Annotated in this window: 23 protein-coding genes; 14 read left to right on the top strand and 9 right to left on the bottom strand. The window is 64.8% G+C overall.

What is annotated here, in order from left to right:
- Positions 1 to 9: 9 nt before the first annotated feature.
- Entirely contained in the window at positions 10 to 534 is a 525-nt protein-coding gene (locus LQR33_RS14700; protein ID WP_021475680.1) for a GNAT family N-acetyltransferase, read from the top strand.
- On the opposite strand, the gene LQR33_RS14695 is transcribed toward LQR33_RS14700, so the two are convergent.
- The 3 genes from LQR33_RS14695 to pyrB form a co-directional block, all read right to left on the bottom strand.
- Positions 494 to 1,729 carry a chloride channel protein gene (locus LQR33_RS14695; RefSeq protein WP_231469544.1) on the bottom strand — a complete coding sequence of 412 codons (1,236 nt, stop codon included), beginning with the start codon at positions 1,727 to 1,729 and terminating at the stop codon, positions 494 to 496. The two genes, LQR33_RS14700 and LQR33_RS14695, sit on opposite strands and share 41 nt — an antisense overlap.
- A 252-nt stretch (positions 1,730 to 1,981) precedes the next feature.
- A complete protein-coding gene (pyrI, locus tag LQR33_RS14690) occupies positions 1,982 to 2,440 on the bottom strand; it encodes an aspartate carbamoyltransferase regulatory subunit (protein WP_021477474.1) in 459 nt (152 codons plus the stop codon).
- 24 nt (positions 2,441 to 2,464) lie between these two features.
- Positions 2,465 to 3,385: an aspartate carbamoyltransferase gene (gene pyrB / locus LQR33_RS14685; RefSeq protein WP_231469542.1), complete on the bottom strand. Its 921-nt coding sequence runs from the start codon at positions 3,383 to 3,385 to the stop codon at positions 2,465 to 2,467.
- Between the two features lie 207 nt (positions 3,386 to 3,592).
- Between pyrB and LQR33_RS14680 the strand changes: the two genes are divergently transcribed.
- A complete protein-coding gene (locus LQR33_RS14680; RefSeq protein ID WP_221667721.1) occupies positions 3,593 to 3,805 on the top strand; it encodes a hypothetical protein in 213 nt (70 codons plus the stop codon).
- The gene (locus tag LQR33_RS14675) at positions 3,789 to 5,003 is read left to right on the top strand and encodes an HD-GYP domain-containing protein (protein ID WP_221665299.1); all 1,215 of its coding nucleotides are present in this window, start codon (positions 3,789 to 3,791) and stop codon (positions 5,001 to 5,003) included. The genes LQR33_RS14680 and LQR33_RS14675 overlap by 17 nt, the downstream gene beginning before the upstream one ends.
- Positions 5,004 to 5,102: 99 nt before the next feature.
- On the opposite strand, the gene LQR33_RS14670 is transcribed toward LQR33_RS14675, so the two are convergent.
- Positions 5,103 to 5,828, bottom strand: coding sequence for a 16S rRNA (uracil(1498)-N(3))-methyltransferase (locus LQR33_RS14670; RefSeq protein ID WP_166441363.1), 726 nt, complete (start codon positions 5,826 to 5,828; stop codon positions 5,103 to 5,105).
- A 94-nt stretch (positions 5,829 to 5,922) separates the two neighbouring features.
- On the opposite strand from LQR33_RS14670, the gene LQR33_RS14665 reads away from it, so the two are divergent.
- A complete protein-coding gene (locus tag LQR33_RS14665) occupies positions 5,923 to 6,714 on the top strand; it encodes an inositol monophosphatase family protein (protein WP_221665301.1) in 792 nt (263 codons plus the stop codon).
- A 121-nt stretch (positions 6,715 to 6,835) separates the two neighbouring features.
- On the top strand, positions 6,836 to 8,077 hold the full coding sequence (locus LQR33_RS14660) for an anion transporter (RefSeq protein WP_221665302.1): 1,242 nt from the start codon (positions 6,836 to 6,838) through the stop codon (positions 8,075 to 8,077).
- Positions 8,078 to 8,187: 110 nt separating this feature from the next.
- On the opposite strand, the gene LQR33_RS14655 is transcribed toward LQR33_RS14660, so the two are convergent.
- From LQR33_RS14655 to LQR33_RS14645, 3 genes are all read right to left on the bottom strand, one after another.
- On the bottom strand, positions 8,188 to 9,522 hold the full coding sequence (locus LQR33_RS14655; RefSeq protein ID WP_231150505.1) for an SGNH/GDSL hydrolase family protein: 1,335 nt from the start codon (positions 9,520 to 9,522) through the stop codon (positions 8,188 to 8,190).
- Positions 9,523 to 9,753: 231 nt separating this feature from the next.
- Positions 9,754 to 10,767, bottom strand: a complete 1,014-nt coding sequence (locus LQR33_RS14650; RefSeq protein WP_166441366.1) for a class I SAM-dependent rRNA methyltransferase — start codon at positions 10,765 to 10,767, stop codon at positions 9,754 to 9,756.
- A gap of 108 nt (positions 10,768 to 10,875) precedes the next feature.
- Positions 10,876 to 12,222, bottom strand: coding sequence for an SGNH/GDSL hydrolase family protein (locus LQR33_RS14645; protein ID WP_231177594.1), 1,347 nt, complete (start codon positions 12,220 to 12,222; stop codon positions 10,876 to 10,878).
- Positions 12,223 to 12,457: 235 nt separating this feature from the next.
- On the opposite strand from LQR33_RS14645, the gene LQR33_RS14640 reads away from it, so the two are divergent.
- Together LQR33_RS14640 and LQR33_RS14635 are read left to right on the top strand one after the other, a co-directional pair.
- Positions 12,458 to 13,333 (top strand): HD-GYP domain-containing protein, encoded by an 876-nt coding sequence (locus tag LQR33_RS14640; RefSeq protein WP_221665304.1) that lies wholly within the window; start codon positions 12,458 to 12,460, stop codon positions 13,331 to 13,333.
- Between the two features lie 86 nt (positions 13,334 to 13,419).
- Positions 13,420 to 14,352: an alpha/beta hydrolase gene (locus tag LQR33_RS14635; protein ID WP_231469540.1), complete on the top strand. Its 933-nt coding sequence runs from the start codon at positions 13,420 to 13,422 to the stop codon at positions 14,350 to 14,352.
- Positions 14,353 to 14,426: 74 nt separating this feature from the next.
- Here the strand turns inward: LQR33_RS14635 and LQR33_RS14630 are convergent, their stop codons facing one another.
- The gene (locus LQR33_RS14630) at positions 14,427 to 15,011 is read right to left on the bottom strand and encodes an SIS domain-containing protein (RefSeq protein ID WP_166441369.1); all 585 of its coding nucleotides are present in this window, start codon (positions 15,009 to 15,011) and stop codon (positions 14,427 to 14,429) included.
- A 154-nt stretch (positions 15,012 to 15,165) separates the two neighbouring features.
- The gene (locus LQR33_RS14625) at positions 15,166 to 15,912 is read right to left on the bottom strand and encodes a S24 family peptidase (RefSeq protein WP_166441370.1); all 747 of its coding nucleotides are present in this window, start codon (positions 15,910 to 15,912) and stop codon (positions 15,166 to 15,168) included.
- 338 nt (positions 15,913 to 16,250) lie between these two features.
- Here LQR33_RS14625 and LQR33_RS14620 point away from each other — a divergent pair, with 338 nt between their 5' ends.
- From LQR33_RS14620 to LQR33_RS14590, 7 genes are all read left to right on the top strand, one after another.
- On the top strand, positions 16,251 to 16,670 hold the full coding sequence (locus tag LQR33_RS14620; RefSeq protein WP_166441371.1) for a Mor transcription activator family protein: 420 nt from the start codon (positions 16,251 to 16,253) through the stop codon (positions 16,668 to 16,670).
- Between the two features lie 80 nt (positions 16,671 to 16,750).
- Entirely contained in the window at positions 16,751 to 17,155 is a 405-nt protein-coding gene (locus LQR33_RS14615; protein WP_166441372.1) for a M15 family metallopeptidase, read from the top strand.
- 2 nt (positions 17,156 to 17,157) lie between these two features.
- Positions 17,158 to 17,379 (top strand): hypothetical protein, encoded by a 222-nt coding sequence (locus tag LQR33_RS14610; RefSeq protein WP_031295420.1) that lies wholly within the window; start codon positions 17,158 to 17,160, stop codon positions 17,377 to 17,379.
- Positions 17,376 to 17,939, top strand: coding sequence for a hypothetical protein (locus LQR33_RS14605; RefSeq protein WP_221667725.1), 564 nt, complete (start codon positions 17,376 to 17,378; stop codon positions 17,937 to 17,939). Before LQR33_RS14610 ends, LQR33_RS14605 begins: the two co-directional genes overlap by 4 nt.
- A complete protein-coding gene (locus tag LQR33_RS14600; protein WP_221667726.1) occupies positions 17,936 to 18,133 on the top strand; it encodes a TraR/DksA family transcriptional regulator in 198 nt (65 codons plus the stop codon). Before LQR33_RS14605 ends, LQR33_RS14600 begins: the two co-directional genes overlap by 4 nt.
- Positions 18,134 to 18,143: 10 nt before the next feature.
- On the top strand, positions 18,144 to 18,359 hold the full coding sequence (locus LQR33_RS14595) for a hypothetical protein (RefSeq protein ID WP_021475230.1): 216 nt from the start codon (positions 18,144 to 18,146) through the stop codon (positions 18,357 to 18,359).
- A 74-nt stretch (positions 18,360 to 18,433) separates the two neighbouring features.
- Positions 18,434 to 19,132, top strand: a complete 699-nt coding sequence (locus tag LQR33_RS14590) for a DUF1834 family protein (protein WP_231469538.1) — start codon at positions 18,434 to 18,436, stop codon at positions 19,130 to 19,132.
- Positions 19,133 to 19,168: the final 36 nt, after the last annotated feature.

Here is a 19,168-nt window from a genome sequence, read left to right as displayed (position 1 = left end):
GGACAGAACATGCAGATTCGTGAAGCCACTCTTGAAGACCTGGCTGCGATACTCGACATCTACAACGAAGTGATCGCCACCACCACCGCCGTCTACAACGACGATCCGCTGACGCCGGGGGAGTTCGCCATCTGGTTCCAGGACCGCGCCGCCGCTGGCTACCCGGTGCTGCTGGCGGAGGACGAGAACGGCCGCGCGCTGGGCTTTTCCAGCTTCGGCGATTTCCGCGCCCGCCCCGGCTACCGCTTCACCGTCGAACACAGCGTGCACCTGACCGCCGACGCCCGCGGCCAGGGCATAGGCACCGCGCTGGTACAGGCTTTGCTCCCCTATGCCCAGGCGCTGGGCAAGCACACCATTCTGGGCGCTGTCGACGCCGACAACGAGGGATCGATCCGCTTCCACGAAAAACTGGGCTTCGTCCAGGTGGGCCGCTTGCCGCAAGTCGGCTTCAAGTTCGGCCGCTGGCTGGATCTGGTCTACCTGCAGCGCTTCATCGACGAAACCAGCAGCGGCCCGGCGCCGGACGCCTGATCTCCGCTTCGTCCTGGTACAGCGCGCGGCCACCCACCCGGCCGCCCACCCGGCGGCTTATCCTGGCCGCCAGCCATGCGGCCAGCGCCACCGGCGGCAGCATCGCATAGGCGCCGGTCAGCTCCATCAGCATCAGCGCCGCCAGCACCGGCGCGCGCGCGGTGGCTGCAAGGAAGGCGGCCATCCCCACCAATGCCGCCCCGCCCGCCGGCAACCAGCCCGGCAGCAACAAGTTCAACAATTGGCAGGCCAGCGCGCCGCCAGCCGCGCCGGCGAACAGCATCGGCGTGAAAATCCCTCCCACCGCGCCGGAGCCGCTGGTGGCCGCCGTCGCGGCCAGCTTGCACACCAGCAGCGTCAGCACCAATTGCCAACCGGGATCGCTGACCAGCAGCCACGACACCGTGCTGTAGCCATTGCCCCACATCTGCGGCCAGAACCAAGCCAAACCGCCCACCACCGCGCCGCCCAGGGCCATCCGCCACGGCAAGCGCAGTTGCAATCTGCCCAGCGCGCGGCGGCCCAGCTCCATCGCGCCCATGAACAGCGGAGAAGCGGCGCCCAGCAGCAAGGCCAGCAGGCAGTAGCCGGCCAGCGCCAGATGATCGGGAGCGGTCAGAGGAGCGGGTTGGTATAGAGGAGAAAGGCCGAACAGCCTATCCACGGTGAGGCTGGCGGTCAGGGCGGCCAGCAGCAGCGCCGGCAGCGCGCGCCAGTCCAGCCGCCGCCACACCACCTCGCAGACGAAGACGACCGCGGCCAGCGGCGCATGATAAGCGGCGGCCCAGCCGGCGGCGATGCCGCAGGCCACCAACAGGCGCCGCCGCGGCAAGCCCTGCGCCGCAAGCCGGGCCAGCAGCGAGCCGCCCAGCGCGGCCAGCGCCACCATCGCGCCCTCGCGGCCGATGGAGCCGCCGCTGGCTACCGTGCACAGGGAAGAGAGGCTGTTGACCAGGGTGCGGCGCAGACTAAGACGGCCGTCGCCGACCCGTACCGCCTCCAGGTAATCGCCTTCGGCGGCGCCGCGCAGCAGATGCCGCCCCTGTTCCAGCACCAGCCCGGCCAGCAAGCCGCCCAACGCCGGCGCCAGCGCGCGTTGCCAGGGCGCCAATTGCCGCGCGATCTCGACCAGGCTGCCGCTGCGCCCGCTCAGCGCCTGCTCGATCGCATGCAATGCGAATTGAAAGCCTAGCACCAGCAAAGCCCCCAACGCACCGCATGCGGCAGCCAACGGCAAATTCAAGACAAAAGCATGACGCCGCCACCATGGCTTCATCGTTCGATCGCCTCCAGGGACCTCGGGGCGGCCCCGCTCCCGCGCGCTTGCTTGCCGCGAGTCGCAATAAATGAAAAGCGCCGCGGTCTCCCGCGGCGCTATTCCTATTTTTACTACCACTGTCGAATGCAGTGTTTTCTTGATATTTCTCTATCTCATCCTTTGTACGACTCAGCGCACCTCTGCAACAATATCTCTACTGAACACCTTTTCGCAATACTTGCACTTCATTTTTGTGTCATGACCCAGTGTTTTTACGTAGAAGACGCTCTTCACCGGCTCATTATGCGAAATGCAATTGGAATTAGGGCAGGAGAAAATGCCCTCCACCGCGTCTGGCAGGGTCAATTTATGCTTTTTTACAACTTCGAAGTTGTCGATGACGTTTACTGTCGCTTTCGGTGCGAATAGGGCCAGCTCATTGGCCTGCTCCTCGGTCAAGGCCACATTCTCCACCTTGATCAGGTCCTTGCTGCCCATGTGGCGGCTGACCAGATTGAGGCCTACGGTGACGCGCTCGCCGGTTTCGGTCAGCTTGAACAGGCGCAGGATCTTGACGCCTTCGCCAGCCGGGATGTGGTCGATCACGGTGCCTTGCTTCAGCGCTTCCACGGTGCGGGTGTATTGCATGGTCTTTATCCTTTGCTTGCCTGATTACACGGTTTCGTTCAACACCAGCGATAGCAGCGCCTGGCGCGCGTAGACGCCGTTCTTCGCCTGCTCGAAGTAGTAGGCGTGCGGCGTGGCGTCCACATCCACCGCGATCTCGTCGACGCGCGGCAGCGGATGCAGCACCTTCATGCCCGAGCGGGCGTTCTTCAGCATGTCGGCGCGCAGCGCGTACTGGCCCTGGATCTTCCGGAACTCGGCCTCGTCGAAACGCTCGCGCTGCACCCGGGTCATGTACAGCACGTCCACCTCGGGAATCACTTCCTCCAGGCTGGCCGCCACCGTGTACGAAATGCCCTTCTCGTCCAACTCCTCGCAGATATAGTCCGGCATCGCCAGCACTTCCGGCGACACGAAGTAGAAGCGCGCGCCGAACAGCGACAGCGCCTGCGCCAGCGAGTGCACGGTGCGGCCGTACTTCAGGTCGCCGGCGAAGGCGACGCTCAGGCCGTCCAGCCGGCCCTGGGTTTCGCGGATGGAGAACAGGTCGAGCAAGGTCTGGGTCGGATGCTGGTTGGAACCATCGCCGCCATTGATCACCGGCACCGCCGAGAACTCGCTGGCCAGGCGCGCCGCGCCCTCTTTCGGATGGCGCATCACCACCGCGTCGGTGTAGGAGCTGATGATCTTGATCGAGTCGGCCAGCGTCTCGCCCTTCTTGGCGCTGGTGTTGCCGCCGTCGGCGAAGCCGATGATGTTGCCGCCCAGACGCTGCACCGCGGTCTCGAACGACAAGCGGGTGCGGGTGGACGGTTCGAAGAAGCAGCTGGCCACCAGTTTGTCCTGCAACAGGTCGCCGCGCGGGTTTTGCTTGAGGCGAGCGGCGGTGTCCACCACCAGTTCCAGTTCCTCGCGGCTGAAGTCGGGTATGGAGATGATGTGTTTCCGGTACAGTGGATTGGCCATGGTCGCTTTCCTCGTGTTGGCGGTTGCGGGCGAAAAAAAAGCCCCTGTCGTCAGGGGCTTTTTTTCGTGAATGCGGGAATGTCGGGAACGGCCGCGCCTCGCAGCAACGCCGCCGCGCCGCCCGCAAGGGTGTCGCTGATGCCGCTTCGCTGCCATGCTGCTTGTCTCATTACATCCGTTCCGAACAAAACTGCGGGAATATATCCCATGATCGCCGCACTCGGCAAGTCCTCGCCCATGGAATGGGCGGCGGCAATCGCCTTCGGCGGCCGGATTCTTGCAAATCCGCCCGCTCCGGCTGATGCTGAAAAAAAGACGCCTTGTCCGCCAGGGCGCCGGCCCGATCCGTCGCACCGCGACGATTTGCTGAATTCCACTCCGCGGCAGCAGGCCGCCAAGCGCCATGATCAAGTGCATTGATGTCAGCGAGCTAAAAGTCGGCATGTACATCCACGACCTGAACTGCGACTGGATGTCCCACCCTTTTCTGATCAACCGCTTCAAGGTGAAGGACGACAGCGAGATCCAGAAAATCGCCGACGCCGGCATTCACGAAGTCTACATCGATACCCGCAAGGGCCTGGACCTGCCCTCCGCCCGCAGCGAAGGCGAAGTGCGCAAGCAACTGGAAAGCGAGCTGCGCGAAATCGCCTCCCGCGAGAGCACGGTGGTCCGCCGCGTGGAGGCGGCGGAAGAATTCGGCCGCGCCCGGGTCATCCACGACGAAGCCAACCAGATCGTCCGCGACATCCTGCAGGACGTGCGACTGGGCAAGCAGGTGGAGCTGGAGCAAGTGGAGCCGCAGGTGGAAAAGCTGACCGAATCCATTCTGCGCAACGGCGGCGCGCTGCTGTCGCTGTGCCGGATCAAGGACAAGGACAACTACACTTTCCAGCATTCGGTCAGCGTCGGCGCGCTGATGGTCAGCTTCTGCAACGGCCTGGGCATGAGCAAGGAAGTGATACACCACGCCGGCATCGGCGGCATGCTGCACGACATCGGCAAGATGAAGGTGCCCAACGAGATCCTGAACAAGCCGGGCAAGCTGACCGAGCAGGAATTCCAAGTGATGAAGTGCCACGTGGTGGAAAGCCAGAAGATTCTGCACGCCACCCGCGGCATCTCGGAAACCGCGGTGCTGGTGGCCGGCCAGCATCACGAGCGCCACGACGGCAGCGGCTATCCAGCCGGACTGAAGGGCGAACAGATTTCGCAGCTGGGACAGATGGCCGCCATCGTCGACGTCTACGACGCCCTCACCTCCGAACGCTGTTACCACCAGGGCATGTCGCCGACCGACGCGCTGCGCAAGATCTACGAATGGTCGAAATTCCACTTCAACCCGGAACTGGTGCAAGCCTTCATGCGGGTGATAGGCATCTATCCGATCGGCACCCTGGTGCGGCTGGAGAGCGGCCGGCTGGGCGTGGTGATCGAGCAAAACGACAACAATCTGGTCTCGCCCAAGGTGAAAGTGTTTTTCAGCACCAAGAGCAATACTCACATCGCGCCGGAAATCGTCGACTTGTCGCGCAAGATGGGCTTCGGCGGCGGCGACCGCATCGTCAAGCACGAGTCGCCGGAGAAATGGCACATCGACCCGCTGCGCTTTCTATAAGGGGCGCCACCTCAAGGGAGTGACGCACCGCATTTCCGAGCATTCATCGTTCGTCCGCGGCGGCATAGTCGGCGCGCCTCCCCTCCGGGTTGACGCGCCTTAGCGGTAATCCCCCCACACCGCCTGCATCGCCGCCACCGCCGCCAGCGCCGCGGTCTCGGTGCGCAGGATGCGCGGCCCCAGCTTCAGCGGCGTCCAGCCGGCCGCCAGCGCCGCGTCCTCCTCCTGCGCAGAAAAACCGCCCTCCGGCCCCGCCATCAACCAGCTGCGCGCCGGCCTATCGGCCAGTTGGGCCAAGCTTTTGTCGCCGCGCGGAGACAGGATCAGCCGGATATCGGCCTCCTGCCGCCGCGCCAGCCATTCGTTCAGCGTCAGGATGGGCAGCACTTGCGGCACCGTGTTGCGGCCGCTCTGCTCGCAGGCGGAGATCACGATCTCCTGCCAGCGCGCGACGCGCTTGTCGGCGCGCTCGCCGCTGAGCTTCACCACCGAGCGGCCGGCGGCGATGGGCTGGAACACCGACACCCCCATCTCCACGCCCTTCTGTAGCGTGAACTCCATCTTGTCGCCGCCGGAAATGCCCTGGGCCAGGCCCAGCCACAGTGGGGTTTCACGTGAAACGTGGTCGAAGCGCTCGACCACGCATTGCGCGTCGCGCTTCATCACCGCACAGAGCGCGGCCTGGTACTCGCCGCCGCGGCCGTTGAACAGCGTGATGGCGTCGCCGGCGTTCAGCCGCAATACTTGGATATGACGCACTACAGCATCGGGCAGGGACAGCTGCTGGCCGACCGCGAGGTCGGCATCGAGATAAAACCTTGGCATCGGATATTGAAAGTCGCTGTTGATACCGGTATTTTGCTAGGTTTGCTCCATTCGGCAAACCGCTTTCGCGCGGAAACCACGCAGGGAGAAAAGGATGCAGGTGCTAGAACAGGTGATGCAGCTGGTACGCGACGTGGCCGCCCGCGAGGTGATGCCGCGCTTTTTGCGCGTCGGCAAGAGCCGCAAGGACGACGGCACCCTGTTCACCGAGGCCGATCTCGCCTGCCAGGAAGAACTGCAGCGGCGCCTGCCCGCCATCCTGCCTCATCCGGTGCTGGGCGAGGAAATGGAGCGCGACGAACAGGACGCGCTGTGGGCGGCCAACCGCAACGGACTGTGGGTGGTGGACCCGATAGACGGCACTACCAACTTCGTCAACGGCCTGCCCTATTTCGCGATCTCGGTCGGCCTGATGGTGGATGGCCGCAGCGAGCTGGGCGTGATCTACAACCCGGTGTCGGACGAGATGTTCTACGCCCGCCGCGGGCAGGGCGCCTGGCTGAACGGCCATCGGCTGCCGCTGAAAACCATCAATAACTGCATGGGCGACGCCATCGCCAGCGTCGAAGTCAAATACCTGCGCTCCGGCAAGCTGGCGGCCCGCATCGGCAGCGTGGCGCCGTGCGGCAGCCAGCGCAATATGGGCTCCAGCACGCTGGACTGGTGCTTCCTGGCCGCCGGCCGCTACGACCTCTACCTGCACGGCGGCCAGCGGCTGTGGGACTACGCCGCCGGCGCCGTCATCGCCGAAGAAGCCGGCGCTTGCCTCGCTAGCCTCAACACCGACGACTACTGGACCGACGTGGTGTGGAAACGCTCGGTGATCGGCGCGATCACGCCGGAACTGTTCTCGCAATGGCACCGCTGGGTTCGCGCCAACCAGTAGCCTCCTCGCCATGGGCATGCCGCGCGCGCAACCGCCCCCAGGCCGCCATGAAACAGCCGCCTCTTCCACTCCCAAGCTCGGCCGGCCTCCGGGCAGGCCGATGCGCACCGGCGCTTACCACATGACCACGACCATCCTCGCCATCTTCCTCATCGTCTATCTCGGCATGATTCTCGGCGGACTGCCGTTCCTGCAGCTTGACCGGACCGGCGTCGCGCTGCTCGGCGCGATCGCGCTGATCGGCGTCAACGCGCTGAGCCTCGAGCAAGCGGTGGCCTCCATGCATCTGCCCACGCTGATATTGCTGTTCGCCTTCATGGTGATATCGGCGCAGATGCGCCTCGGCGGCTTCTACGACTGGGTGACCCGCAAATTGGCGACCCTGTCGCTTGGCCCCGCCGGACTGCTGGCGGCGCTGACCGTCGTCAGCGCGGCGCTGTCGGCGGTATTCAGCAACGACATCGTCTGCCTAGCCGTCGCCCCGGTCTTGATCGACGTCTGCAGGCAGCGCCGGCTCGACCCGGTCCCGTTCCTGCTGGCGCTGGCCTGCGCCTCCAACATCGGCTCGGCCGCGACGCTGATCGGCAATCCCCAGAACATGCTGATCGGCCAGACGCTGCGCCTGGACTTTGGCGGCTATTTCCTGGCCGCCGCCATCCCGGTTGGATTCGGACTGCTGGCATGCTGGGCGTTGATCGTACGGCAAACCGGCGGCCGCTGGCTGGATGCCGGCCCCGCCGAGGCTCCTGCCGCCGAGCCGCCGCGCGCGGGCGCGCCTTTCGATGGCTGGCAAACCGCGAAAGGCCTCGTCATCGCCGCGGCGCTGCTGGCGGCGTTCCTGGCGGCGCCGTGGCCCAGGGAGCACATGGCGCTCATCGGCGCGGGCATCTTGCTGATGAGCCGCCAGCTGCATTCCCGCAAGATGCTGGGGCTGGTCGACTGGGAGCTGCTGGTTCTGTTCATGAGCCTGTTCGTCGTCAACCATGCGCTGCAACGCACCGGGATCCCATCGGACGCCGTCGCCGGCCTGGCCGCGCTCGGCGTGCGGCTGGAGCAGCCGGGCCCCTTGTTCGCCGCCACCTTCCTGCTGTCCAACATCGTCTCCAACGTCCCGGCAGTGATGCTGCTGTTGCCCGTCGCCCATCACGAGACAAGCGGCCTGCTGTTGGCGCTGGTCAGCACGCTGTCGGGCAATCTGCTGATTGTGGGCAGCATCGCCAACATCATCGTCGTCGATGCCGCCGCCAGGCGCGGCGTCGCCATCGACTGGAAACGCCACGCCCGCGTCGGCGTGCCGATCACCCTGGCGACCCTGGCCGTCTCCGGCGCGTACCTGGCGCTGCGTTTCCAGCTCGGTCTCTAGTCATCGCCCATCACGGCCGCGCGAATCTGCCGTCACTCGCAACGCGCCGGCGATAAAAAACCGCATGCCGGCAAGGCATGCGGTTGGCGGATAACCTCAACTCCAGCGGCTCAGCGTCTGCGCGCCTGCGCCGACAGGTTCAGGTTCTGCTGGCGCAGGAAGTCGGCCACCATCTGGCCCAGCAGCACGTGGGTGTGCGTGGTCGGATGCAAATTGTCCCAGAACACATAGGCGTCGGCGTTGGTGCACTCCGGCCGCGGCGTCTGCGACGAGATGTAGGGCAGGCTGGCGTTGGCCGCCACGTTCAGGCAGGGCTGGGTGGTGTTGCTCACCTGGTACTTGGCCGGATTCGTCAGCAGATCGTTGAACATGGCGTAGGCGTCGAACAGGCTGAGCTTGAGCGCCGCGCCGTGCTTCTGCTTCAGATTGGCCACCAGCGTCGCCAGCTTGGCGTTGTAGTCCTTCACCTGCTGCGCCAGCTGGGCCGCCTTGCCGCCGGCCGAGCCGGACGGCGTGCGCGACAGGTCGGGCAGCGTCAGCACCACGATGTTGCGCCCGCCGGCGGCGATGATCTTGTCCAGCGCCTTGCCCTGGTCGGCGATCACCTGATCGACGGCGCGGCCGTAGTTGAGCAGGTCGTTGCCGCCGATCAGCATGGTGAACAGGGTGTTTTCCGGACGATAGCCCGGCGCTTTCTGCATGTACTGGGTCCAGGAATCCACCTGCTGCAACAGGCCCGGCACCACCAGGTGGCTGTCGGCGGCGGAACCGCCTATCGCCCAGTTGTAGAACGGCAGCTTCAATTGGTCGGCCAGATGCTCGACCCAGACCCGGCCGTTGCTGAAGCGGCCGACATACCAGCTGCTGGCCACCGGCAGCCGCCATTGCGAGGCGCCGTACATGTTCTGGGTGTCGGACAGGCTGTCGCCGAACACCACCATGCGGTTGATCGCATTGCCCTGGCTGGCGCTGTCCAGCGTCCAGATGGTGTGGTTGTACGACATCACGTTGTTGGCGGCGGCGAACAACGCCAGCGGACGGTTGACGCCCTGCTTGGCCAGCGTCTGCTGGCACACCGAACGCAGCGTGTCCTGGCTGGTGTCGCTGTAGAACATGTTCTTCAGCGCGACGAAGCTGCCCGACCACCAGTAGCCGTTGACGCGGTAGTAGTCCCCGCTGGACGGATCGGTGGCCCACACATAGTCGGTCTGCGGCTGGTTGGCCGCCGGACTCTTGCGGTAATAGCAGCGCAGATACGTGTAGGTGGCGCTGCCAGGCTGCGGCTTGGCCTGGCTCGAGGCGGCGCGCGCCTCGCTGCCGGACAAGGGCTTGCCGGCGGAAATCACGCCGTCCAGCTCGTCGCTGGGGGGCTGTTCGGACTGGGCCTGCGCCTGAGCGCAGGCCAGCATGCCCGCCAGCAGGGACAGAACGATGGTTTGTTTCATGTATTCACCCGATACCTTGTTTGTTATGTGTGGAATGCCCGTCGTTTTCATCCGGTCGCGGCTAAGGCTCCACGCCGGCCGGGGCTTCCTGTCAAACAGAATATCAGCCGTTTACATTTAAAATAAAGTGTTAATTTTAAACAATTAAACTGACTTCACGCTTAGTTGTCTTGGCTCAAACTATGCAAAAAGCCGCGACTGGGTCGCGGCTTTTTTGCTTGATAATGCGTCTCAAACGCTAAGCAAAACGATCTTCAGCGGGGGTTTGCCGTCAATGCTGGGGAAGTCTTCGTCGGGGACGATCCACTCGGCGGCGCGCACTTCGCGGCCGGCTTTGGCGGCGCTGCGCTTCAAACTTTCCAGCCAGGCGTCGCCATCCACTTCTGCAACATTATTGCAACAAACCAGCGTGCCGCCCGGCGCGGTAGCCAGCAAAGCGGGCTTGAACAGCGCCTGGTAATCGTTGACCAGGTCCACCACGCCGAACGGGCTCTTGGAGTAGCGCGGCGGGTCCAGGAACACCAGATCGAACTGGCGCGGCTCCAGCTTTGGGAAGGGAGGCATCTTCTTGCCCCGCACGCGTTCCGGCTGGCCGATGCCGGACAGCTGGCGCACGGCGGCGAAGACGTCGCTATGCAGGCAGCGCGGCCGGGAGGCCAGCAGGTTCAGCTTGGCGTTGGCGCGGCCGACGCTGAGGCTGGATTCGGCGAAATCCACGTTCAGCACGAAGCTGGCGCCGGCCTTGGCCGCCGCCACGCCCACGCCGCAGGTGTAGGCGAACAGGTTGAGCACGCTCTTGCCCTCGGCCAGCTGCATCATGCGGCGGCGCGCGGCGCGCAGGTCGAGGAACAGCCAGGGATCCTGGCCCTTGTGGCGCGCCTGGTAATGGAAGGCGACCCCGTTCTCGCGGATCGCCACATCCTGCTGGGCCACCGCCTGCTCGGCCAGCGACAGCGTGTTGCTCACGCGCGAGTTGGCGTCGCTGCGGTCGTTGTACACCAGCGCCAGCTCCGGCAGCGTCTCGCGGTAATGGGCGCGGATTTCCTCCAGCTCGGCGTCGGTCAGCGGCTTGTGGAAAGTCTGCGCCAGGATCTGTTCGCCATAGCGGTCGACGGCGAGGCCGGGCATGCCCTCCACGCTGCCGTGGAACAGGCGGTAACAGTTGGTGTCTTCGGCGGCCAGGCGCTCGATCAGCGCGGCGCGCGCCGCGTCGGCGCGGCGGAGGAGTTCGGTCAGGGTGGGCATGGGGGCTTTCGATTACAGTTCGGCCGGGCCGCGGGACAACCCGCGGCCGGATCAAAACCGAATTGTAAGCCCTGGCGGACGGCGCGCCAAACGCCGTCCGTCCGCGCGTCAGCGCACCTTGCTCAGCATCGGCATCGCGCCGGTCGAGCCGAGGAAGTCGGCCACCGCGTTGCCCAGCAGCAAATGAGTGTGGGTGGTCGGATGCAGCGTGTCCCAGAACACGAAGCTGTCCGCGTTAGAGCAATTGGCGCGCGGCGACTGGGTCTGCATGTAGTTCAGCGACGAGTCGGCATTGATGTTCAGGCAGGACTGGGTGGTATTGCTGACCTGGTACTTGCCCGGATTGGCCAACACATCGTTGAACATCGCGTAGCTGTCGAACACCTGGATGTTGACGCCGTACTGCTGGCGCAGCGAAGCGGCCAAGGCGTCCAGCTTCTGATTCAGGTCCTTCACCTGCGCCGCTACGGTGGCCGCGCCGTCCTTGTACTGGTACACCGGCGCGCGCGACACATCGGGCAACTTCAGCAACAGGATATTGCGGGCGCCGGCATTGATCAGATTGGTCAGCGCCTGTTGCTGGCCAGCGATCACCTTGTCCGACGTGCTGCCGTAGTTGACCAGATCGTTGCCGCCTATCCACATCGTGAACAATGTGGTCGCCGGGTTGTAGTTGGGCGCCTGCTTCATATAGTCCTGCCAGGACTGAACCTGCTGCACTACGCCGGGAATCACCAATTTCTGCGTCGACACGCCGGCGCCGCCAATCGCCCAGTTGTACATCGGCAGCTTCAGCCGGCTGGCCAAGTATTCCAGCCACACTGGGCCGTTGCTGAAATGGCCGATATACCAGCTGTTGCGGTTGGGCAGCGTCCATTGCGAGGCGTTGTAGACGTTTTGGTTGTCGGACAGGCTGTCGCCGAAGGCGATGATCTTGTTGATGCCGCTGCCCTGCCCGGCCTTGTCATTGGTCCACACCGTGTAATTGAACGACATAGCGTTGTCGGCGGCGAACACCATCGCCGGCTGGGACGGCTTGCCCTTCTTGGCCAGGGTCTGCTGGCAGACGGAGCGCAGTGCGTCCTGCGTCACGTCGCTGTAGAACATGTTCTTCCAGTCGAAGATGCTGCTGGACCACCAGTTGCCGTTCAGGCGGTAGTAGTCGCCGCTGGATGGGTCGAGCGCCCACTCGTAATCGGTGCCAGGCTGGGTATTGGCGCTGCCGGTGCGGTAGAAACAGCGCACATAGGTATAGGTGGCGGGCCCCGGCACCGACATCGCGGAAACACGCGCGGCGGCTTGCTGCTTGGGCAGGCCACGCTTCAGCAGCTCGGCGCGGCTCAGCGGGCCGGACGACGACAGCACGTGGGCATAGCGTGGATCCGGCGCGCCGTCGTCATTGCCGGCCCAGGCCAGCGAGGAAAGGGTCAGTCCCAGCAGCAACCATGACTTCATTCGCACTCCTCCTTGGATTTCGTGTGTGGATCGCGCCGGTCCGTCGGCGCGTCATTACACACTACGGAGAAAAGATGAAAATCGCATGATTGGAATCATTAAGTTACGACAAATTTAGATCAAACGCTCGAATGATGTCTCATCATCGCCAGCGCAGCATGACATCCGGCTCGGCCTCCACCAGTCTGCGCGTATGCCATAGTGAAGGGATCGCCACTTAAGCCGCGAGGAAGCCATGCAAGCCAGCCGCGAACTGCTGAAAACCCTGTACACGATGGCCATGCTGGTGGAGGCGCGCGACGCCTACACCGGCGGCCATCTGTGGCGCGTGTCGCGCTACAGTCATCTGCTGGCCTCCGATCTGCAGTTGCCGCAGGCGGAAGTGGAAAGGATCGCGCTGGGGGGCTTTCTGCACGATCTGGGCAAGGTGGGCGTGCCGGACGCGGTGCTGAACAAGGCCGGCAAGCTCAGCGACGAAGAATACGAAGTGATCAAAACCCATCCGCATGTCGGCGCGGAGCTGCTGAAAGACCATCCTTTGGCCGAACTGGTGATCGACGCCGTGCTGCGCCATCATGAAACCCCGGACGGCAACGGCTACCCCGACCGGCTGTCCGGCAAGGCCATCCCGCTGGCGGCGCGCATCGTCGGCATCGCCGACGCCTTCGACGCGATGACGAGCACCCGGCCCTACCGCCAGGGTATGCCGGCGCCGCAGGCGCTGGCCATCCTGCGCGACAATCTGGGTCGCCAGTTCGACGCCGAGCTGGGGGAGCGCTTCATCCTGCTGGGCGAGGCGGGCCGGCTGGACCACGTGCTGGGCCATAGCGAACCCGGCGTGCCGATGCAGCGCTGCGCGGCCTGCGGCCCCATCATCGCGGTGCCGGCGGCGGCGGCCGATGGCGACGAATTATTCTGCCCTGCCTGTGCCGGCGGCTACCGCCTCAGCCGCCGGGACGACGCGCTGGCGCTCACGCCCACCGGCGCGAACGATCCGGTCCGCGCCCGCCGGCCGCGCGCCGACAGCGCGCTGATCGATCGGCTGCTGGCCGACAGCGGCCGCCTGCGCGCGCGCGGCAAGCCCGGGCTGCTGGACCTGCTATTTGGCTGAGCCAGCCGATCAGGTCATTGCGCTTGCCGTTAAAATGCGAATGGTATAGCCTGATGAATCAATACCTTGTATAGAGGGGACGGACCATGCACCGACTGCATCCCAATCTGCGACCCTGGCTGGCCGAGCTCAACCAGCAGACTGCGCAACGTTTGGCCGAAGGCTACAAACCGACGGCGATAGGCGCGCGGGAAGCGTTGGCGCAGTTGACCGCGCAGATGGTCGCGCCCGGGCCGGACATCGCCTGGGTGAACGATGACCTGGTGCCGGGCGGCGCTTACGCCGTACCGGTGCGCATCTACCATCCCGCGCCCAAAGAAACGTTGCCGGTGCTGGTCTTCCTGCACGGCGGCGGCCACATGGCGGGAAGCGTCAGCGTCTACGACGGCATCAACCGCCGCCTCGCCGCCGCCAGCCGGCACATCGTCGTCGCCGCCGAATACCGGCTGTCGCCGGAAAATCCCTACCCAGCCGGCCTCGATGACGCGCTGAGCGTGGCCAAACATGTGTGGCGCGCGTTGGACGAACGCGGGCTGGCCTACCGGCGGCGCCTGTCGCTGGCCGGCGACTCCGCCGGCGGCGCGCTGTGCGCCAGCCTCTGCGGCCTTGCCGACCCATCGCTTGAGATTTCGCGCCAGGCGCTGATCTATCCCTGCGTCGACTACACGCTGGCGCAGCCCTCGGTGGCGGAAAACGGCGAAGGCCTCTTCCTGACCCGGGCCCGCACCGACTGGTATTTCGACAATTACTTCCAGCACGGCGAAGACCGCGGCCGGGCATCGCCGCTGCATTGGGCGCTGGATGCCCCGCCGCCCGCGACGCTGGTGATCACCGCCGGCCGCGATATCTTGCGCGACCAGGGCCAGTTATACGCGAACAAGCTGCAGGCGGCCGGCGCCGAAGTGGAGCGGCTGCATCTGGAGGACCAGGTGCACGCCTTCCTGAACATGGAGGCGCTGGTGCCGGAAGTCTGCGACCTGGCTTATCGCCGCATCGGCGCCTTCCTCAACGCTGGCTGAACGCCCGGCCCCACAGCCTGCGCGCTGAAATGCGTCAACTTCGGAGACGCGCGCCGCCCGGCGCATGCTGCGTCTCAGTAGTTTTCCGGGAAGAAGTGCCGCTCGGTCAGCTCGATCAGGATATGCAGTACCTTGATGTGCAGCTCCTGGACGCGGTCGGCGTAGCTGCCGCCCGGCGTGTTGACGTAGACGTCGGCCAGCGGCTCCAGCTTGGCGCCGGCGCGGCCGGTCAGGATCACCACCTTGACGCCCAGCGCGCGCGCCGTTTCGGCGGCGCGGATCACGTTGCGGCTGTTGCCGCTGGTGCTCAGGCCGATCAGCACGTCGCCGGCGCGGGCATGGCTTTCCAGGTAGCGGGCGAAAATCTCGTCGTAGCCGTAGTCGTTGCCGACGCAACTGATGTGGCTGGGGTCGCTGATCGCGATCGCCGCCATGCCGCGGCGGTTGTCGCGGTAACGGCCGGTGAGTTCCTCGGCGAAATGCATCGCGTCGCACATCGAGCCGCCGTTGCCGCAGGAAAATACGCGGCCACCGGATTCAAGCGCGGCGATAATCGCCTGCGCCGCCGCTTCCACGGAGGCCAGCGCCTGCGGGTTGGCCAGCAGATTGTCGAGCGCGGCCTTGGCTTCGCCCAGGCTGGCGCGGATATGGTCTTGCATGATGAATTCCGTTGCTTGGTCAGGCTCTAGTGTACACCTGATGATCCGGCGGCACGGAGCCACCGGCGTCTAGCCAGGTCGGACAAGGCGACATCGATCGCGCAACGGGCGCAGCCAGGAAGCGCGACGTCCGCCAAGATGCCCGTCGCCGCGTTCAAGCGATCTGTCGGCCGAACCACACCACCCGCCCGATCACTTCGAACTCGCCGGCGGAGCGGGACAAATCCACGGTGAAAGTTTCATATAAGGGATTGGCGCTCTTCACCTGCACCGCGCCGCCAGGCAAGCGCTGCAGCTGCTTGACAAAGATGTCATCGCCGATGCGGATCACAAACAGGCCTTCGCCTGGATTGCGCTCTGCCGTATTGACCAGAATGGTATCCCGGTCTTCCAGCACGCCGCTCATGCTGTCGCCTTTGACACTGATCACTACCAGATCGCGCGGCGAGGCGTTCAAATAGTTCTTCACCCAATAACGGCGGAAGGCCATATAGAACATCGGCTGCTCGCCGGCAGCGCTGGTTCCAAAGCCGGCAGACGCCTTCAGGTTATAACGCGGGATAAAACAGAACTCTTCTTGCACTCCAGCAGGGATTTCGTGCTCATCGGCGTCGCCGCGCGGAGGCAGCGCCGGCGATGCGGCCGGTTGCGCAACCTCGTGCGCCTGCGCGCGCTCGTCCTGCATCGGGCCATCTCCGTACAGCAGCCATTCGACCCGGCAGCCGCTGCCGGCCGCGATCTTTTGCGCGGTGCCGACCCTCGGAACGCCGCCCTTGTACCACATATTGGTGAACGACCCCTTGTTGAGACCATGGCGCGCCGCCCAAGCGTAGGGCTTCTCACTACCGATCAATAGTTCCAGGCGCTGCCGGAAATCGGTCTGTTGCTGCGAATTTTCCATTTGGAACTCCATCGGAAGTCATGCACGGTTGGAGCGGCGCTCCAGATTACCATTGCATTGTCATTTTGTCGAATGTAACTGACATAAGTAGTGACATCCCGTTGCTTGTTTAGTTCAAAACCAAGGCATACAATAGCAGTCATACTTCATAAGTAGTTCTACTAATTAGCAACAATACTTATAAAAGTGCTAAAATATGAGCACTTCACTACCATGACAGTTCTAAAAACTGACAACGTAAAACCTTGCCTTGACCTAGGTTAACCCTGTTAAAACTATAACTCATTTAGAACTATTTGTCTGCCAAGGCCCTTAGAGGGCTTTCAGGAGCTCACGTGATGACTACAGCCGCGCAATATCCCGCTCTGCCCTCCACCATGCAACTGGTCGCTCAGCTGATTGGCATGCCGCGCACTTTACAGTTAGTGCAAGCGCTAGGCGGCACCACCCTGCCCTTCTCCAAGAACCAGAGCCGCGCAGGCCAACTGCGTTTCGCCGCGCTGGTGGAAGTGATCGGCCAAGAGGCGGCCGAGCGGCTGACCGGCCATTTCGGCGGCGACATCCTCTATATCCCACGCTGCAGCACCGCGCTGCGTCAGGCGCGCAATCAACAAATGATCCGCGACTTCGACGCCATGCTGGTGGAAGGCCTCGGCGCCAACGAGGCGGTGGGCGTGCTTGCGATGCGCTATCGCCTCAGCGACCGCATGGTCTGGCGCGTGCTGAAAACCCCGCCGGCCGATTACGAAGTGCACTGACCCCCCGGCACGGCGCCGCCGAGGGCCGCCTACTCGCCTCCCAGGCCGAGCAACGCATTTCATCAGGCAAAGGAGACCTCATGGCAAGCCGAGCCATTTCCGATCTGCACCCGCAACTGCAGCCACTGGCTGAAACCTTTCTGCGCCTGTGCCGGGACCAGGACGTGGACCCATTGCTGATCTGCACCTGGCGCTCGGCCGCCGAGCAGGAACAGTTGTATCGCCGGGGCCGGGAACTGCCCGGCGTCATCGTCACCTACGCCCGCCCCGGCGAATCGGCCCACAACGCGATGCTGCACGGCAATCCCGCCGCTCGCGCCTTCGACGTGGTTCCGCTGCACGCCGGCAAGCCCATCTGCGACATCGACCACCCTCACTGGCAGGTGATGGGGCGGATCGCCCAGTCCTTGGGCTTGTACTGGCACGGCACGCTGGAAGCGCCGCTGCATGAGATACCCCATTTCCAACTGTCACTGGAGAAATGAGCATGCGCCTCGCCGACCTGCTCCGCCATCCGCGCAGCCGCCGCCTCAGCCACAGCCGGCTGTGGGCCAATATCGCCTGCGCAGCGGCCACCATCATGTTTCTGGTCAATGGCTGGCGCGGCTCGCTGACCGCCGACATCTGGCTGATCTATATGGGCGTAGTCGGCGGCTACTCGGCCACGCTGCGGCTGATCGCCGCCTATCGCGACCGGAGCCGGACATGATCCCCGCCTCCTTCCTGCGCCTGGGCTCCGGCCTGCTGCTGCCGCTGCTCGCCGCCGCCGGCGGTTACGCGCTGGGCCACAGCCAGAGCCGCCAGTACTGGCAAACCAAGCTGCAGGCCACCGTCGCCGATATGCATTCGGCCGACAGCCGCGCGCAGCAACAACGCCAGGCTGCGGCCATGGAATTGCAGCGGCAATGGCGCCAACGCATCGATCAACTGGAAAGCCGGCTGCTGGAACAACAGCAGGCGCTGCAAGCGCAGCAACGGCGACAAGCGCAAAGGATAGACGATGTCACCCGCAACGATGGTCCCCGCTTTACTGGCCTTGGCCCTGGCAGCCTGCGCCTCTACCGCCAGCTCCTCGGCTATTCCGACCAGCTGCCCGGCGCCCAGCCCCTATCTGCTGGAACTGCCGCCCAAACCCCCGGCGCCGATGCCGGGCTACCGGCGCCCGATCTCCTCGCCCACGCCGCCGACTACGGCGCCTGGTGCCAGCAACTGGAGCAACGCCTTGTCGCCCTGAAACAACTCTACTCTCAACAGGAACCCACACCATGACCGACTTCTTCGACCGGGCCAGCGAGCTGGAAACCGAATTCCGCGAGCAGGCGCTTGCCCGTCATTTCGAACAATGGCGCCAAAACGGCCTCAGCCATTGCGAGGACTGCGGCGATCCGATTCCCGGCCCCCGCCGCGCGGCCATCCCCAGCTGCACCCGCTGCGTGCTGTGCCAGCAACTGGCCGAGAAGTGAGAGGTTTCACGTGGAACACGACAACCTGCTGGCCCTGGGCCGCATAGAAGGCAAGCTTGACATGATCGTCGCCCACCTCGCCAAACAGGACAAGAAATTGGAAGAGCTGGACGGCCGTCTGCGCGACGTCGAAATCCAGGCCGCTAAGAGCGGCGCGGTATCCGGCGCCCTGTCCGCGCTGCTGGTCACCCTGGCCGGCGAACTGCTCAAGCGCCTCGTGCACTGACACCCCTCAGCTAAGCCCCGACGCCGCCCGGCGTCACACTCTCCACATCCTCACCATCGTTCCAAGGAATGACCATGTCCATGCTGATTTCCGTGCAAACCGCCATCGCCGACCGCCTGCGCCAAGGCATGGGCCGGATGGTGCGCGAAGTGGCGGCGGACCTGGACGAAACCGCCCTGTGCGGCCTGCAGCTGGCCCACGGCGATTACGCCAGCCGGCTCACCCCGGGCCAGTCCAGCCCCACCATCAACCCGCAGGCGCTAGCTAGGCTGCCGGCGCTGTGGACCGTGGCCGGCGGCATCACGTCCAGCCAGCCGCAGGCCAGCCAACGCCTGCGCTACAAGGCCAACGCTCTATTCACCGTCATCGTCGGCGACCGCTTGCAAGCCGACGCCAACTACGCCGGCGCCGGCGTCTGGCAACTGGTCTACGCCGCGCGCCGCCTGCTGGCCTCGCAGGATTTCGGCCTGGCGGTGAATCCGCTGCTGCCGGAAAAAGTCCGCCCGCTGGGTCAGGCCCCGCGCGACGGCCAGCCTTGGAGCCTGGTGGCCTGCGACTTCAGCACCTACTGGCTGGACGAGGCGCTGGACAACGGCCACTGGCCGTCGCCGCAAACCGACGCCGACCCGGACGCGCTGTTCCGCGCCTTCGGCGGCCGGCTGGAAGATCCGGCCAAGACCTGGCAGAGCACCCAGCTCAACTACAGCCTGGCCGGCTCCGCCGGCGTCAAGGCGCAGGACGTGGTCGTCAATCCCGTCCCCAGCCAGAAATAACCCGCTTTCCCCTCGCCGCGCCAACCGGCGCGGCAC

Origin of the sequence: Chromobacterium piscinae (assembly GCF_021129175.1) — a bacterium.
Lineage (GTDB): Bacteria > Pseudomonadota > Gammaproteobacteria > Burkholderiales > Chromobacteriaceae > Chromobacterium > Chromobacterium piscinae.
This window is presented reverse-complemented; position numbering and strand designations above follow the sequence as displayed.